At 63.0% G+C, this 16,515-nt stretch carries 11 protein-coding genes; 6 read left to right on the forward strand and 5 right to left on the reverse strand.

The features are described 5' to 3' along the window. Positions 1-62 precede the first annotated feature (62 nt). Both HHL14_RS10325 and HHL14_RS10330 read left to right on the forward strand, forming a co-directional pair. Positions 63-2,237: a malate synthase G gene (locus HHL14_RS10325; RefSeq protein ID WP_169497499.1), complete on the forward strand. Its 2,175-nt coding sequence runs from the start codon at positions 63-65 to the stop codon at positions 2,235-2,237. Positions 2,238-2,506: 269 nt separating this feature from the next. Then, positions 2,507-3,076 (forward strand): hypothetical protein, encoded by a 570-nt coding sequence (locus tag HHL14_RS10330; protein WP_169497500.1) that lies wholly within the window; start codon positions 2,507-2,509, stop codon positions 3,074-3,076. 289 nt (positions 3,077-3,365) lie between these two features. On the opposite strand, the gene galU is transcribed toward HHL14_RS10330, so the two are convergent. Together galU and HHL14_RS10340 are read right to left on the reverse strand one after the other, a co-directional pair. Further along, a complete protein-coding gene (galU, locus tag HHL14_RS10335; RefSeq protein ID WP_169497501.1) occupies positions 3,366-4,283 on the reverse strand; it encodes a UTP--glucose-1-phosphate uridylyltransferase GalU in 918 nt (305 codons plus the stop codon). Between the two features lie 284 nt (positions 4,284-4,567). Continuing rightward, positions 4,568-4,711: a hypothetical protein gene (locus HHL14_RS10340; RefSeq protein ID WP_169497502.1), complete on the reverse strand. Its 144-nt coding sequence runs from the start codon at positions 4,709-4,711 to the stop codon at positions 4,568-4,570. A gap of 276 nt (positions 4,712-4,987) precedes the next feature. Between HHL14_RS10340 and HHL14_RS10345 the strand changes: the two genes are divergently transcribed. Beyond that, positions 4,988-6,253 carry an acyltransferase family protein gene (locus HHL14_RS10345; RefSeq protein WP_169497503.1) on the forward strand — a complete coding sequence of 422 codons (1,266 nt, stop codon included), beginning with the start codon at positions 4,988-4,990 and terminating at the stop codon, positions 6,251-6,253. 175 nt (positions 6,254-6,428) lie between these two features. Here HHL14_RS10345 and HHL14_RS10350 read toward each other — a convergent pair whose 3' ends face one another. From HHL14_RS10350 to HHL14_RS10360, 3 genes are all read right to left on the reverse strand, one after another. Then, positions 6,429-8,882 (reverse strand): glycosyltransferase family 4 protein, encoded by a 2,454-nt coding sequence (locus HHL14_RS10350; RefSeq protein ID WP_169497504.1) that lies wholly within the window; start codon positions 8,880-8,882, stop codon positions 6,429-6,431. Beyond that, positions 8,879-10,345, reverse strand: coding sequence for a flippase (locus HHL14_RS10355; protein ID WP_169497505.1), 1,467 nt, complete (start codon positions 10,343-10,345; stop codon positions 8,879-8,881). The genes HHL14_RS10350 and HHL14_RS10355 overlap by 4 nt, the downstream gene beginning before the upstream one ends. Positions 10,346-10,418: 73 nt before the next feature. After that, the gene (locus HHL14_RS10360) at positions 10,419-12,629 is read right to left on the reverse strand and encodes an NHL repeat-containing protein (RefSeq protein WP_169497506.1); all 2,211 of its coding nucleotides are present in this window, start codon (positions 12,627-12,629) and stop codon (positions 10,419-10,421) included. 679 nt (positions 12,630-13,308) lie between these two features. Here HHL14_RS10360 and HHL14_RS10365 point away from each other — a divergent pair. The 3 genes from HHL14_RS10365 (at position 13,309) to gmd (ending at position 16,380) form a co-directional block, all read left to right on the forward strand. Then, a complete protein-coding gene (locus tag HHL14_RS10365) occupies positions 13,309-14,457 on the forward strand; it encodes an acyltransferase family protein (protein WP_169497507.1) in 1,149 nt (382 codons plus the stop codon). After that, the gene (locus HHL14_RS10370; protein ID WP_169497508.1) at positions 14,454-15,233 is read left to right on the forward strand and encodes an SGNH/GDSL hydrolase family protein; all 780 of its coding nucleotides are present in this window, start codon (positions 14,454-14,456) and stop codon (positions 15,231-15,233) included. The genes HHL14_RS10365 and HHL14_RS10370 overlap by 4 nt, the downstream gene beginning before the upstream one ends. A 103-nt stretch (positions 15,234-15,336) precedes the next feature. Further along, on the forward strand, positions 15,337-16,380 hold the full coding sequence (gmd, locus tag HHL14_RS10375) for a GDP-mannose 4,6-dehydratase (RefSeq protein WP_169497509.1): 1,044 nt from the start codon (positions 15,337-15,339) through the stop codon (positions 16,378-16,380). Positions 16,381-16,515 lie beyond the last annotated feature (135 nt).

The following is a 16,515-nucleotide window of genomic DNA, read 5'->3' on the forward strand; positions in this document are numbered from 1 at the left end:
TAACCCGTGGCACAACGAGGACCGATGCCCCCACACCGGTCCCATAACAGATGGAGCAGTCGATGACTCAGATGAACCCGCGCGGCGGACTGCAGGTCGCCGCCAACCTCGACCAGTTTGTCGAAACCGAAGCCCTGCCCGGCAGCGGAATCGACAGCGCAGCTTTCTGGTCGGGTTTCGACGCCCTCGTTCACGAGCTGGCGCCAAAGAACCGTGCGCTGCTCGCCGAGCGCGACCGCCTGCAAACCGAACTCGACAACTGGCATCGGGCCAATCCGGGCCCGGTACGCGACCTGCGCGCGTACCGCGCGTTTCTCGAAGGCATCGGCTACATCGTGCCCGTGCCCGCCAGCGTCAAAGCCACGACCGACCACGTGGACAGCGAAATCGCCGAACAGGCCGGCCCGCAGCTGGTCGTGCCGCTGTCGAACCAGCGCTATGCGCTGAACGCCGCGAACGCGCGTTGGGGCAGCCTGTACGACGCGCTGTACGGCACCGACGCGATCCCCGAAACCGGTGGCGCGGAAAAGCAGAAAGGCTTCAACCCGGTGCGCGGCGCCGCGGTGATCGCGTTCGCGCGCAAGTTCCTCGATCAGGCCGCGCCGCTCGCGAACGGCTCGCATGCGGACGCGACGCGTTATAGCGTCGAGGGCGGCCAGCTGGTCGTCGCGCTGAAGAACGGTACGAGCGCGCTGAAAACGCCCGCGCAGTTCGTCGGCTATCAGGGCGACGCGAGCGCGCCGTCGGCGGTGCTCGTCAAGCACAACGGCCTGCACGTCGAAATCCAGATCGATGCGAACGATTCGATCGGCAAGACCGATTCGGCGCACGTGAAAGATGTGGTCGTCGAAGCGGCGGTCAGCACGATCATCGACTGCGAGGACTCGGTCGCGGCCGTCGACGCCGACGACAAGGTGCAGCTCTATCGCAACTGGCTCGGCCTGATGAACGGCGATCTGACCGAAGAGGTCGCGAAGAACGGCAAGACCTTCACGCGCCGGCTCAACGCGGACCGCGAATACACCGGCGCGGACGGCAAATCGAAGGTGAAGCTGCACGGCCGCTCGCTGCTGTTCATCCGCAACGTCGGCCATCTGATGACGAATCCGGCCGTGCTGACGAAGGACGGTCACGAGATTCCAGAAGGGATTCTCGACGCGGTGATCACGACGCTGTGCGCGCTGCGCGATCGTCAGAACAAGCTGAATTCGCGCACCGGCTCGATCTATATCGTGAAGCCGAAGATGCACGGCCCGGCCGAGGTCGCGTTCGCGAGCGAGTTGTTCGCGCGCGTCGAAGACCTGCTGAAGCTGCCGCGCAACACGATCAAGATGGGCATCATGGACGAGGAGCGCCGCACCAGCGTGAACCTGCTCGCCTGTATCGACAAAGCGTCGGAGCGCGTGGCGTTCATCAACACGGGCTTCCTCGATCGCACCGGCGACGAAATGCACTCGGCGATGGAAGCCGGCCCGATGATGCGCAAGGGCGACATGAAGTCGAGCCGGTGGATCACGTCGTATGAGCGCAGCAATGTGCTGGTCGGCTTGAGCGCGGGCCTGCGCGGGCGCTCGCAGATCGGCAAGGGCATGTGGGCGATGCCGGATCTGATGCACGCGATGCTCGAACAGAAGATCGCGCATCCGAAGGCTGGCGCGAACACCGCGTGGGTGCCCTCGCCGACCGCCGCGACGCTGCACGCGCTGCACTATCACCAGGTCGACGTGCAGGCGGTCCAGCAGGAACTCGAACGCACCGACTACGCGACGCTGCGCGACGAGTTGCTCGATGGGCTGCTGACGATTCCGGTCGTCGAAAAGGCGCAGTGGAGCGACGACGAAATCCGCGCCGAGGTCGACAACAACGCGCAGGGCATTCTCGGCTACGTGGTGCGCTGGATCGACCAGGGCGTCGGCTGCTCGAAGGTGCCGGACATTCACAACGTCGGCCTGATGGAAGATCGCGCGACGCTGCGTATTTCGAGTCAGCACATCGCGAACTGGCTGTATCACGGCGTGATCAAACGCGAGCTCGTCGAGGAGACGTTCAGGCGGATGGCGAAGGTCGTCGATGCACAGAATGCCGGCGACCCGCTTTATCAACCGATGGCACCGGGCTTCGACACGATCGCGTTCAAGGCGGCGCAGGCACTGGTGTTCGAGGGGCGGCAGCAACCGAGCGGCTATACCGAGCCGTTGCTGCATAAATTCCGGCTCGAGGTGAAGAAGCTGGGTTGAGGGTGTGGGGTGGTTTTGCCCCGCTCTCTATCGTTATGAGCTGGCATGAAAAACGGGCGCTGCGGCGCCCGTTTTTTTGCTGGTGGCTTTTATGTTCTCTACTCTCCCGCAGACCCCATCAGATTTGACATCTGTCAGGCTTACATCTGTTTGACGGTAAGTCTGTCGACCGGCTTTTGATTTGAAATGAAGCCCAAGAACGAACGATAAATATGATTCTTCGCGTGAGCGATCAGCTCAGAGTCTTCTGCCAGAAAGGAAAAAAGCTCATGCGAGAAACCTATTCAAGCGCTGCCTTGGCGCTGCGCGACGCGTTGCGTCATGCAGTCGAGCGTAGCGCTGCGTCTTCGTTCGGAACGCTGCATCGACGTGTTCCACCCGAATCGGCGCTCACCGGACTGGATGGAACCGCGCAGGCCGCGCGCATCCGCCGTCAGCTCGAACGTCTCACGCCGTTGTCGTGTGCGTTGCTCGTCGTTGCCCACGCGCCGCGCACGCTGAAATGTTCGTGCGGTGCGCGTTGCTGCTCCGGCGGCTACCCCAATCCCGAATGGGAACAGGCGATGCATGGGGTGCTGGTGCACGTCACGCCGTTACTTGCGAGGCGTGCAGCGAATCGGAAGCTGCATCGCGCGATCATTGCGAACGCGCTGACGCGCACGAAGGAAACGACCGTTAGCCTCGCGCAGCGCTGCGGCGTGCATCCGCATACGGTCGCGACGCACATTCATATCATCGAGGGCGAGCTCATCGGCACGCGTCAGACTGCGGGGCGTTTCGATCACGCTAGCGAATCCATCGATGCGCTATTGCGTGAAGCAGGCGTCGTCGCCGATTAAGTGCGGGCAATCGTGCGCCTGCCAGGAACGATGCGGCGCATGTGTGAGCGTGCATGACCACATGCACCCTACACACCAGACGCTTTAGCCTGATGCAAACATCAGCGAGGAAGGAAGCGTTACCGGACGCAGGAACGGCCCGATTTCGCTTAGCCCACTACCGCCAGCATGCGAAAAAAATCGGGCTGCCGCTCGGTAAGAGCAGACAGCCCGCGTGTCGCTATTCATCGCTATTCACGAAGGAAATCGTGTCGCAACCAGCCCTGCGCTGGTCACCAACACTTCCCATTCAGGCCGCTTCGGCCGTCAGTTGCCCCGTCGTGCCGCCGAGCACCTCATTCTGCATATACGCCTGCAGATACGCTTCGAATTCGGCCTTCACTTCCGGATGGCGCAGCGCGAATTCGACCGTCGCCTTCAGATAACCGAGCTTGCTGCCGCAATCGAAGCGCGTGCCGAAGTAGCGATACGCGAGTACCTGTTCTTCGGTCAGCAGCGACTGCACCGCGTCGGTCAGTTGCAGTTCGCCGCCCGCGCCCGGCTTGAGCGCGCGGATGTGCTTGAAAATCGTCGGCATCAGCACGTAGCGGCCTACCACGCCAAGATTCGACGGCGCCTTGTCCGGCGCCGGCTTTTCGATGATGCCCGACAGCTTGATCACGTTGTCTTCCCATTCACGGCCGTCGACAACGCCGTACGAGCGACTGTCTTCGCGCGCGATCGTTTCGACGCCGATCACCGAGCTGTGATAGTGGTTGAACGTATCGACGAGTTGGCTCATCACCGGCTTCGTGCTGTGCAACAGGTCGTCGGCGAGAATCACCGCGAACGGGCTGTCGCCCACCAGCTTCTCGGCGCACAGCACCGCATGGCCGAGACCGAGCGCTTCGGCCTGACGCACGTAGAAGCAGTCGACGTTGGCCGGCTTGATGCTGCGCACGAGGTCGAGCAGCTTCTGCTTGTTGCGCGCTTCGAGCTCGGACTCGATCTCGTACGATTTGTCGAAGTGATCTTCGATCGCGCGCTTGCTGCGGCCCGTCACGAAGATCATCTCGGTGATGCCGGCGGCAATCGCTTCCTCGACCGCGTATTGAATCAGCGGCTTGTCGACGATCGGCAGCATTTCCTTAGGACTTGCTTTGGTAGCCGGCAGGAATCGTGTCCCGAGGCCCGCTACGGGAAACACGGCTTTGGTGACTTTCAGCATGGTAGGCATTCCCACATCGGTTAGAAGTTGGTGTGTTCGCGGACCTGGCGGCCAATCGGTATCGGCGCAAGACCGGCAACAAAACTGGCCAGATTCACGCGCGGATTTTTCGCCAATCTGAATCAATAATCCGGCTTATTCACAATATGCCAAATGATGCGTAAATAGGGAAATTATTACATATCCATTGGCATGAAATTGACGAATAAATCCGAAACTTTTACATGCCGCACAACGACGGGCGACTGGTTCGGCCCGACCGGGCGCAAACGCCCGGCCGCTCGTCATTCCTGATCGTCGACCGGCGGCAGCTTGCCCGGATTCATCCGGTAACGGCGGATTGGCTCGTTGCGCAGGGCGTCGCGGTACGCGGAGGCGGCGATCAGGATCAGCAGCACCGCAATGCCGGCAAGTAAATGAAGGTTCATGACTTCACCTCGGGTCAGAAAAATCCGTGTCTTAAATTAGCATGTCAAAAGCGGTAAATAATTCGACGTCGCATCCGCTCATGCTCAATTACAATTCGTCACAAAATCACCATTCCATTAATTGGCAAAGCAATTTTTTATCGATTTTTTGACGCCGCGGTGCTCTAGCATGGATGCAGCGCGGATAGCCCTGCGCTCGCGCAAGAGCAACATGCTCCCGCCGCAGCTTTCTTTTCAGCTTTCCGTTTCCGTTTTCGCTTCAGATAAGGACCGCGCATGAGCGACCCAGCCCTGGATGCCGCCGGCACATCCCTGCCTCTCTCTCCGCCGCCTCATACGAGCCAATCCGCCGCGGCACGCGCTCGCGGCGATGCGCGCGCCGCGAGCGCCGGCAAGGAGCACGTGATCGACGTGATGCGAGGCATCGCCGCGCTGCTGGTCGCCTATTTTCATTGCCGCCAGGTCGTATGGGTCGGCATGCAGGCGTTTCATCAGAACGTCGGCCATTCGTTCAGCCCCGGCGCGCTCGCCGCCTATCTGACCTTCCCGATCGCGTGGGGCTCGGCCGGCGTGCCGATTTTCTTCGTGATCAGCGGTTACTGCATCCATCGCGGCGGTGCGTTGCGGCTCGTGGGCAATCCCGCTTACCGGCTCGACGTCGGTAATTTCTGGCTGCGGCGCTTCACGCGTATTTATCCGGTGTTGCTGGCCGCGCTCGTGCTGACCTTCGCGCTCGATTCGCTGAGTCTGCAACTGCCGCCTGTCAGCCACAAGATTCGCGAGATCGGGCTGCACGCGTTTCTGGTCAATCTGTTTTCGCTGCAAGGCGTCGCGGGCAAGACCTACGGGTCGAACGGCGCGCTGTGGACGCTGTCGCTCGAAGTGCAGTTCTACGCAATCTATCCGCTGCTGTTCGCGTTGCGGCGACGTATCGGCATGAATGCCGTGCTCGCAATCGTGGCCGCGATCAACATCGTGTCCGCGTACCTGCTGGAGCGTCATGACATCCAGTTCTTCACGTCGTACTGGTTGTCGTGGACGCTTGGCGCGTGGATCGCCGATGCGAAAGCACGCGGCACAGCCGGCGCGCGCGCTCCGGCCTGGCTCTACGTGCTGGCGGCCGCTTTCATCGTCGGCGGTTGCGTCGCGTTTCATTTCGGCCAGTACGGCGCGTTCCAGCTCTGGGCGCTCGGCTTTGCGTGCTATCTGCACAAGGCGCTGGATCCGCGTGACGGCGCCCGTCACACGCCACGCGGCCTGCGTGCGCTGTCGGAAACCGTCTCGCGCGCGCTGTCCCGCGTGTTGTCCCGTTGCGGCGATTTCAGCTTTTCGCTGTATCTGATCCATCTGCCGATCTTCGTGCTGCTGTCGTCGTGGCTGTTCCGTTCGTCATTGCAGATGTCGATCTGGCCGTCGTTCGGCTACATGCTGGTCGCGGTGCCGGCCGCCTACGTGTTCTACCGGCTCGTCGAGTTGCCGGCGATGAAGTGGTCCGCGAGCTTCAAATCCGGTCCTGCGCGCACCGTACGCAACCTACGATAAGCGATAAAAAAAGGAGCGAAAACCTTTCGGCTTTCGCTCCGCTACGCAATTACAAGGACTGGCCATGCCCCTGTCTACCCTCGCGTAAAAACCTACGGCCCTTCACTCACGCGCGTCGGAACAGGCCTTGCGGCCTGACCCGACGCGCTTTTGCATTCGGCTTTACTTCCCCGCTCTACTTCTCAACCACACTCTTCAGAATCCGCGCGACGCCATCAACATAGGTCCGCGTACCGAAGCGACTCAGCGCGGTCTGGTAACCGTTTCTGACCAGCTTCTCGCGCAACTCGCCGTTCGAGCGCAATTCCGCGAGCGTGTCGGCGAGCGCGTGCGCGTCTCCCGGCGCGCACAGCACGCCGTTCTCGTGGTCGTCGATGATTTCGAGCACACCACCGGCACGCGCTGCGACGACAGGCCGTTGCGCCAACATGCCTTCGACGATCACGCGCCCGAACGGCTCCGGCGTGATCGACGTATGCACGACCGCGTCGACCGCGCACATGCAGGCCGGAATATCGTGCTGGAAGCCGAGGAAATGCACACGCCCGCCGAGCTTGTGCGCAGCGACGAACGCGCGCAATTCGATTTCGTACTGGTCCTCACCGAACAGCGCCGCGCCAACCAGAACCGCATGCATGTGCGGATTGAGCACCATCGCTTCGAGCAGCACGTGCTGCCCCTTCCAGCGCGCGAGGCGGCTGAACGAGCCGACGAGAAACGCGTCGTGCGGCAGCTTCAGGCGCTCGCGCAGCGTCGCTTGCGGCACGGTACGCAATGCGTCGAACGGTTCCGCCGAAATGCCGTTGAACACCACGTCGATACGCTTGCCGTCGAACTGCGTGAGCTGCGAGAAGGCCTGCGCGGACGCGGCCGAATTGGCGATCACATGCGTGAGGCCGAGCCGCGCGCACCACTTGATGATCGCCAGTTGCTTGCCGCCGAAATGCTCGGGACTGACGATGTCGCGCAGATGCCAGACCACCGGCCGGCGCGCGAGCTTGCCGGCCAGCGCGCCGATCACCATCGCGCGCTGCGTGTTCGCATAGATCACGTCGACGTGGCGCGCGCGCTTCGCGGTCGCGCGCACCAGCGAAATCAGCCCCTTCAGCGCCTGCCCCTTCGGCAGCGAACCGCCCTGCTTGCGGACGCTTTTCAGCGCGCCCGCGTCGAGCACGTTGACCTCGACGCCGGTCTTCGCGAGCGCGGTACGAAACGGCCCGTCGTCGAACAGCACGACCTCGATACGCGAACGCAGCGCCTTGACGATTTCGAGCAGCGACAATTCGGCGCCGCCGAGCACGCCGCTCTGATCGACCGCGAGCGTGCGCGGCACGTTGGCGGCAGCCTGCGCGTGCGTGACATACGGGACGTAAGGCGGCAGCGTCGCCGCACGCAGCGCCGGCACCGCCGCGCGCACGTGTTCGAAGAAGCGTTCGCGGAAATGCGCGGCCGAGAACTGCTCGGCATTGCTGCGGCAATTCGCGGGCACGAAGCGATCCGCAAGGTCGTCGAAACGACTGACCGCCCCGATGATCGATTCGGTATCCTGCTCATCGAAGAACATCCCGGTCGGCTTCGGCTCGGACAGGTCGCGCACGGTTTCGAGCGCCCCGCCCTTGCCGTATGCGATCACCGGCGTGCCGCAGGCCTGCGCCTCGACGACCGAAATGCCGAAGTCCTCTTCCGCCGCGAACACGAACGCCTTCGCGCGGCTCATGTGGTCCTTCAGCACCTTGAACGGCTGATAGCCGAGGATGTCGACGTTCGCCCCCGCCTTCGCGCGGATCTTCTCCATCTCGGGCCCGTCGCCGATCACGATGAGCTTGCGCTCCGGCATCTGCGTGAACGCCTCGACGATCAGATCGATCTTCTTGTACGGCACCATGCGCGACGCGGTCAGATAGAAATCCTCCTTCTCCGTGCACAACGAAAACGCTTCGACGTCGACCGGTGGAAAGATCACCTGCGCGTCGCGCTGATAGACCTTCTTGATCCGCCGTGCAATGAACGCCGAGTTCGAGATGAAGCCGTCGACCGAATTCGACGTACGGATATCCCAGTTGCGGATGTAATGCAGAATCAGCCGCGCGAGTATGGACTTCGGCCCGTGCGTCAGCTTCGACTGCTGCAGATACTGGTGCTGCAGATCCCACGCGTAGCGGATCGGCGAATGCACGTAGCTGATATGCACCTGGTCGGGGCCGGTCAGGATGCCCTTCGCGACCGCATGGCTGCTCGAAATCACCACGTCGTACGCGGATACGTCGAGCTGCTCGATCGCGAGCGGCATCAGCGGCAGATACGAGCGGTACTTGCTGCGCGCGAGCGGCAGCTTCTGGATGAACGAGGTCGTCACCGACTTGCCGCGCAGGAAGTCGCGGTCGTCGAGAAAGTCGACGAGACTGAACAGGTCCGCCTCCGGAAAGCACGCGATGATCTGCTCGAGCACCTTCTCGGCGCCCGCATAAGTGACGAGCCAGTCGTGCACGATCGCGATACGCACGCGTTTGTCCGCACGCAATGGCGTGCGGCGCGGCTTCGCTTGCCGCTCCGGCACCTGCGTGAGTTCGTCGAGCGCGCTGCGCGTCGCCGGCCTCAACAGGGATTTTTCAAGGACGTCGTGATTCATGCGCTTTTCCTCGGATTCAGTCGCAACAGCAGTGAACGCGCAAGATTGCGCAAGGAGGGCGTCATCGTGATCGACCACGCGACGTTCGCGCCGACCATCAACACGCCGGCGGCAATCGCTAGCGCGAGGCTCGGCAGGAAGCTCGCGAGCCACAGGCTGGCGAGCAGAAAAGCAAGGTGGGCCAGCATGTCGAGCACGATCTGGCGCGAGCGGATCGCCGCGAAATGCAGCAGCACTGCGTAATCGAACAGCGCGCGGGCGGCCACCGCGACCGCCGCGCCGGTGAGCCCGAAATGCTTGATGCCGAACCACAAGCCGCCGGCAAAAAGCGGCAACTCGACGAGGCCGACGCGCGCGGCGGTGGCCGGATTGACCTGCGACTGGATCAGGATGCGCGTGACGTTCGCCTGTCCGACGAGCCACACGGCGACGATCATGATGCGGCCCACCGGCGCGGCCACGGTGGCGATTTCATTGCCGACCCACAGATGCAGGAACGGTGCGAGCACCAGCATCGCGACGAGCGCGACCGGCGTGAACACACCGTTCAGAAATTCGAGCGACTGCTGCGTGATGGTGTCGGCATCCGCGCGGCCCACCGCGGACAGCCGCGGAAACAGCGTGCGCACCAGCGCGGTCGGCACGATGTTCAGACGCGTGACGAGGTTTTGCGGCACCGTGTAGTACGTGACGAAACGCGCGCCGAGCCGCGAGCCGAGCATCACGCGGTCGAGCGAATCGGCGACCATCGTCGTCACGCTCGCCACCAGCATCCAGCCGCCGAAGTTGAAGAGCCCTTTCGCGACGCCGAGCTGCGGCGGCAGAATGCTGCGTATTTCCAGTACTTTCAGCGCCGAGCGGCCGAGCAGCACCGCCGCGAGAATGCGCGCGACCACCGCGGCCGCCAGCACGTTCTGTAGCGTCGCGCCGAGCCACAGCGCCGCGCCGAGCGGCAGCAACTGGAACAGGAACGTGCCGATGGTCTGGTTGGTGTTGTAGACGCCGAAGCGTTCCGCGCCGTTGATCGCGCCCGCGAACACCCACGACACGTTGGCGATCGGAATCGCGACCGCGAGCCACGGCAGCGCCATATAGACCTCGTGCTGCAGTTCCGGCGACACCTTCGTGAAATACGCGGTGTACAGAAACGCGCCGAAGTAGATGATCAATCCGCCGATCACACCGGTCGTCAGATTCAGCCACGTCGCGCTCCAGAACACGCGCACGCTTTCCTGCTGGTCGCCGGACGCGCGCGCCTTCGAAATATGGTTCTGCGCGGCCATGCTCATGCCGAGATCGAGAATGCCGAAGTAGCCGATCAGCGTCCACACGAGACTGATCACGCCATAGCGCTCGACGCCGAGCAGCCGGATATACGACGGCACGGTGACGAGCGATACGAACGTCGGCAGCACGAGCCCGAAAAAGTTGATCGCTACGTTCCTGAGAATGCCTTTGTCCATCGAATCCCTTGGGTTATGCGGTTGGGTTGTTTGCGGTGTGGTTTGGTGCGTGAATGGGTGCGTGAATGCGGCATCACGGCTTCCAGCGGTACATCAGCACCTTGCCGCGCGCGTCTTCCTCGACGAACACGAGGTACTCGCCGTCCGCGCGTTTCGTCGCGCTGATGCCGTTGGGCACATCGACCCAGCCCGACGCGCGGCCCACCTCCGGCCCCGGACGGATCACACCGAGCTCCTTGCCGCTGTCCTTGTCCCACACGTGCACCGCGCCGACCGGCTCGACGCCGAACACGTATTGCCCTTCGACGGTGAGGCCGATGATCGTCGCGATGGGTTTGCCCTGCGTCTGCCACGGCAACGTGATCGCGTAGCGCTGTACCGGTTTGCCGCTCGACCACTTGTCGTAGCGCACCAGCACGCGCCCCACTTCTTTCCAGAAGCCGCGATCGAACGGCATGTCGGCGGTATAGCCGCTCACGTACAGCGTGTCGGTCGCCGGGTCGTAGATCGCACGATGCAGCTCGGTGAACGGCTGCGGCACCGGGTATTGCGTCAGATTCGAATACGAGTAGATCGGGTTGCCCTTCGCGTCGAGGCCGCCGAAACGGAAGCGATAGATGCCCTTGGTGTCGCGCGTGCGCCAGATGTCGCCGGCGGTGTCGACCCACCAGCCCCAGCCGCCCGCGAGCTTCGTGCCGCTTGTGTTCAGCGTGAATTCGTCGCTCTCGAAGCGGCCGTCGCCGTTCGTGTCGCGCCAGATCCAGTCGCCGCCCGGCGGTGCGTTCGGCACCTTCGCGACCGCGCGCTCGCGGCCCGCGATGAAGCCCGACGGAATCGCGGTCTCGCCATCGCGCTGCGTGTCGAAGCGATAGATCTTCAGATGGTCCGCATACATGTCGGTCAGATACAGGAACGTATGCCCCTTGAGACGGCGCGCGATCGGCAGCCCCGGATACTGGTCGGTGTGAAACACCGGATCGTCCGGATACTTGAACCGATTCGACAGGAACCCTACGTATTTCCAGTCCTGCCCGGCTGGCTTCGACAGATCGAGTTCGAAGCGCTTGTTGCCGGTATAAACGCTATCGGGCCGCGCCGGATCGATCCACGCACCGTCGACGAACAGCAGCCCCTGCACCTGCCAGTTGCGCGTACCGTCCTGTGCGTAGCTTTCGAGCGTCGCGCCGAGGCCCGCACCGAGCGGTGCGTAGCGCGGACCGGTACCGTTGGTCGACACGTAGACGTTGCCGCGCGCATCGACGCCGACGCCCGTGAGGCCGTTGAAACGCTGCGGCCCCGGGCGACCCGCGACGCCGCTGAAAATGCCGCCGCGTTCGCCGAGCGCGCCCGACTCCGTATAGCGGCCGTCGCGCTTCGTGAAGAACAGCACCTGCTGGCGCGAGCCGTTGTCGGCGATCAACAGGCGGCCGTGCGCATCGATCGCGAGATCGACCGCGACCGTGCCGGCCGGCAACGTGAAGTTTTCGTCGATGCGCTGACCGCTCGCCGTGTAGTGCTCGACCGTCGGCGCGCGCTCGCTGCGCGTGCCGGTCAATACCCACAGCGTGCCGTCCGGTGCGAGCGCGAGGCGGCCGGGCTCGTGGACATCCCACGTCGCTTTGCGCAGCATCGATTCGGCGTCGTACAGCTCGATGCGATTGCGCGCGGTATTGGCTGCGTAGAGCGTCGTGTCGTTCGCGGCGAGGCCGCCGATTTCGGCGTCGGTGCCGGTCGGCACTTCGTTCATCATCAGGAAGCCGGCCGCGAGTTGCGCATGCGGGTCGGCGCTTTTCGCGGCAGGTTGAAATGCCGCGACGCGTTTCGGATCGCCGATCAGGCGACGCGAGATGCCGAACCACTGCTTGCCCTTTTCCGGCCACACGCCCGGCTCGACAAGATGGCCCTTCTCGTTGCCGACCGCGATCGCGACGAACGCATACTTGCGATTGATCGCGACCGCATTGCCGCCGCCATTGCCCCAGCCATGCGTGCCGCCGGCGAAGCCGAGCATCTTTCCGTTCTGGTAGACACTTGCCTCGGCGCCGCTTTCGTCCCATGGCGCGTTCGTATAAACCTTGCCGTCGGGACTCACCGCGATTGCCGTGATATTGATCTGCGTCCAGGTGCCATCGCCGAAACCGAAGCTATTACCCAGCCAGGAGGTTTTCGCGTTCAGCGCGGCTTCCGCCGCAGTGTCTGCATAAACCGGCACGGCGGCCGATAGCGCGGCCACCGCGACGGCACACGCGGTCACGGCAAGCCATCTGAGCGTGAAACGGCGCAAGGCAAATCCTCCAATCGAATATCGATCAACGCGAGACGCGCGGAACGAGTCCGCGCGTCGAGAAATGCAGTCGTTCAGTGAGGTGGCGCGGCGACGCGAAACGGGCCGCCGCAAGCCACTGCGGGAGAACAGTCGGAACGTGTGGACGCGGCGCGGTCAGCGTCGGCGCCAGCAGCCGCCACGACGGCAAGCCGGAGCATCACAGTCCCATTCATGGCCCAACAATCAGTGGCCATATACGGACAGCCGTCCACACGGCTACGTTACGCGGAAAAAACCTGCCGGTGAAAATCAAAAATAATTCAAAAATATTCGCTCATTTAATTTCAATGAAAGAAAGTTTTTGAAAAATCGATAAAAACGCAAAGATGCCCGATTCCTGATCTGGATGCGTGAAAGCACCATTATTTACCGATGCGAAACGCAAACCCTGTATTTATTACGGATTGCGCCGGGTCATTCCGATAAGCATATAAAGTCGCCAGGAATGGCCAAAAAAATACCCTGTTTCAATCTGATTCACTTATTCAATTCCTTCGCGTTTTTTCGCGATTTTCTTTTCCTTAGAATCGATTGCACTTCCGTAGCGACGCGAAGCGCGCGCGCCTGTTCGTCATCAGTCGACCACGAATCGCGCAGCGCTTTGCCCGGCCCATCCGCTTCACACCATGGACGGTTCATGACTGCCAGCGCATTGCCCCTCGCGCCCTCCCATTCCCGCATCGTGCAGCTCGACGGTCTGCGCGCGATCGCCGTGCTCGCGGTGTTCGCGCAGCACGCGCTGAAAGCGCCGCTCTGGATGGGCGTCGATCTGTTTTTCGTGTTGAGCGGCTTTCTGATCAGCGGCATCCTGCTCGATCGCAAGACGCGTCAGCAATCGTATTTCAAGTACTTTTATGCGCGCCGCGCGCGCCGCATCCTGCCGCCGTATCTGCTGCTGATGGTCGTGTCGTCGCTGCTGTTCGGCCTCGCGTGGGCGCAGCACTGGTACTGGTATGCGTTCTTCGCGACCAATATCGGCGACGCGCTGAACCAGAGCGGCCACGACAGCCTCAACGTGCTGTGGTCGCTCGCGGTCGAAGAGCAGTTCTATATCTTCTGGCCGTTCGTGATCCTGCTCGTGCCCGAGCGACTGCTCGGCTACGTCGCGGCGGCGCTGATCGTGCTGGTGCCGGTGCTGCGCGCGGTGGCGACGCCCTGGTTCGATTCGTTCTGGCCGATCTACTACCTGACGCCGTTCCGCATGGACCTGCTCGCGGCCGGCGCGTTGCTGGCGGTCGCGGTGCGGCGCGATCGCGACGCGCTCGAACCGTTCAAGGGACTCGCGGTGCTGGGCATGCTCGCCGCGCTCGCGGTGCTCGCGTGGCTGCATCTGCATTTCCCGCGTTTTCGGGCGGCCAATACGCCGCTGTCGAATGCGGGGCTGTATAGCGTGTCGCTGGTGCTGTGCACGTCGATCGTCGTGATCGCGCTGCAAAGCAAGGGGCTCGTCAAGCGATTGCTGTGTAATCCTGTGCTCGTTTATATCGGCACGATCAGCTACACGATCTATCTGATTCACCTGAGCGTGCTGTACGTGGTGTGGCCGTTGCATCTGAACCGCTATCTGAGCGCCGCGATCGCGCTGGCGATCACGCTGGTCTACGCAAGCATCACGTGGTTCGGCTTCGAAAAGCGGCTGATTTTCGGCGCACGCGGCAACGCGCGCAGCAATGTACGCAGCACCCAGGCCCAACGGGTCCAGGCGCAAGCGCATGCGGCCGCTGCAACGGCGACGGCCAATACCGGCGCCAACGTGGCGCGGCCAGCGCCGCAAAGCCGCGCATGAGCCGCGGTAGCAGCAGAGTCGCCGCCTGCGTGTTTGGTGCCTGCGTATTCGGTGCGCTATCGGCGCTGACGCTACTCGCGCCGATCAGCCGGGCGGCCGCTAGCGACACGCCCCCGCAACCGGCCGCGGCCGCACAGGTGGTGATCGACGCGTACGGCGACTCGACCACGCTTGGCATCACCTGTCGCGACGGCCATTGCGGCCCGCAAGCGCAAAACGCCGTCAACGGGCTGCAGGAGGCGTTGCAGACACATGACGGCAGCCGCGTGCAGGTCGTGAACTACGGCGTCGGCGGCACGATGGCGACGCAGTTGCGCGACGGCACCGGCAACCGCCGCGCCGGCTCTACCGCAGGGCTGCCGTGGCGCGAGCGTCTCGCCGCGTCGCCGGCGCAGATCGTGCTGATCAATTACGGCATCAATGAAGTGATGCAGAACCAGACACCCGAGCAGTTCTACGCGGCCGAAACAACGCTCGTGCAGACCGCGCGCGCACTCGGCAAGCAACCGGTATTGCAGACCTCGAACCCGATGCCCGACAACCGGCTGAACGCGCGGCTCGCCACGATGGTCGCGATGACGCGACGCGTGGCCGCCGAACAGCAGGTGCCGCTCGTCGATCAGTACGCCTATGTGAGCGGCCTGCCCGACTGGAAGACGCTGATGTCGGACGGCGCGCATCCGAAGCCGGCGCTGTACCGGCTGAAGGCGGTACAGGACTATCGGGTCGTCGAACCGCTGGTGCGGCGACTGCTCGATCGCGACAGCACGCATTGAACCGATTTTTTTCGCGCATTTTGCGCGGGTTTTATCAGGCGCCGCGCATCGAGCCGGCGCGCAGGCTTCTTTTTAATCACAAACCAGAAGGCAAGCTAAAGCTATGAGCCAACCACGCAAAGCGATCATCACCGGCGTATCCGGACAGGACGGCGCGTATCTGACCCGCCTGCTGCTCGACAAGGGCTATCACGTGACCGGCACCTACCGGCGCACGAGTTCGGTCAATTTCTGGCGCATGCGTGAGCTCGGCGTGCTCGATCATCCGAATCTGCGTCTGGTCGAGCACGACCTGACCGATCTCGGCTCGACGCTGCGCCTGCTCGATAGCACCCAGGCCGACGAGCTGTACAACCTCGCCGCGCAGAGCTTCGTCGGCGTGTCGTTCGATCAGCCCGTGACCACCGCCGAAGTGACCGGCATCGGCGCGTTGAATCTGCTCGAAGGACTGCGCATCCTGAGCCCGAAGACGCGCTTCTACCAGGCGTCGACCTCGGAGATGTTCGGCCTCGTGCAGGCGGTGCCGCAACGCGAGAGCACGCCCTTCTATCCGCGCAGCCCGTACGGCGTCGCGAAGCTGTTCGCGCACTGGTCGACGATCAACTATCGCGAGTCGTACAACCTGTTTGCGAGCAGCGGGATTCTGTTCAATCACGAATCGCCGCTGCGTGGCCGCGAGTTCGTCACGCGCAAGATCACCGACACGGTCGCGAAGATCAGGCTCGGCAAGCAGGACGTGCTCGAACTCGGCAACCTGAGCGCGCAGCGCGACTGGGGCTTTGCGCTCGAATACGTCGAGGGGATGTGGCGCATGCTGCAGGCCGATGCGCCGGATACCTTCGTGCTGGCGACGGGCCGCACCGAAACGGTTCGCGACTTCGTGCGCATGGCGTTCACGGCGGCCGGCTATCAGCTCGAATGGTCGGGCAAGGACGAACGCGAGATCGGCATCGACGTCGCGACCGGCAAGACGCTGGTGCGCGTGAATCCGAAGTTCTATCGGCCGGCCGAAGTGGATCTGCTGATCGGCTGCGCGGACAAGGCGCGCGACACGCTCGGCTGGCAGCCGCAGACGACGCTCGAACAGCTGTGCCAGATGATGGTGCAGGCCGATATCGGCCGTAACGAGCATCACGAGACGTTTTGATGTGGAGTGGAGCGGCGCGGCGGCTGGATCGAAAGCCGCGCGCTGCTGCTGATGCTGTGCTCAAAAGACGAGGCCCCGATCGTAATGATCGGGGCCTCGTGCTTTGGCGCATTGATTAGTACGTCAAACCGCGCA

This window comes from Paraburkholderia antibiotica (assembly GCF_012927125.1).
Classification (GTDB): domain Bacteria; phylum Pseudomonadota; class Gammaproteobacteria; order Burkholderiales; family Burkholderiaceae; genus Paraburkholderia; species Paraburkholderia antibiotica.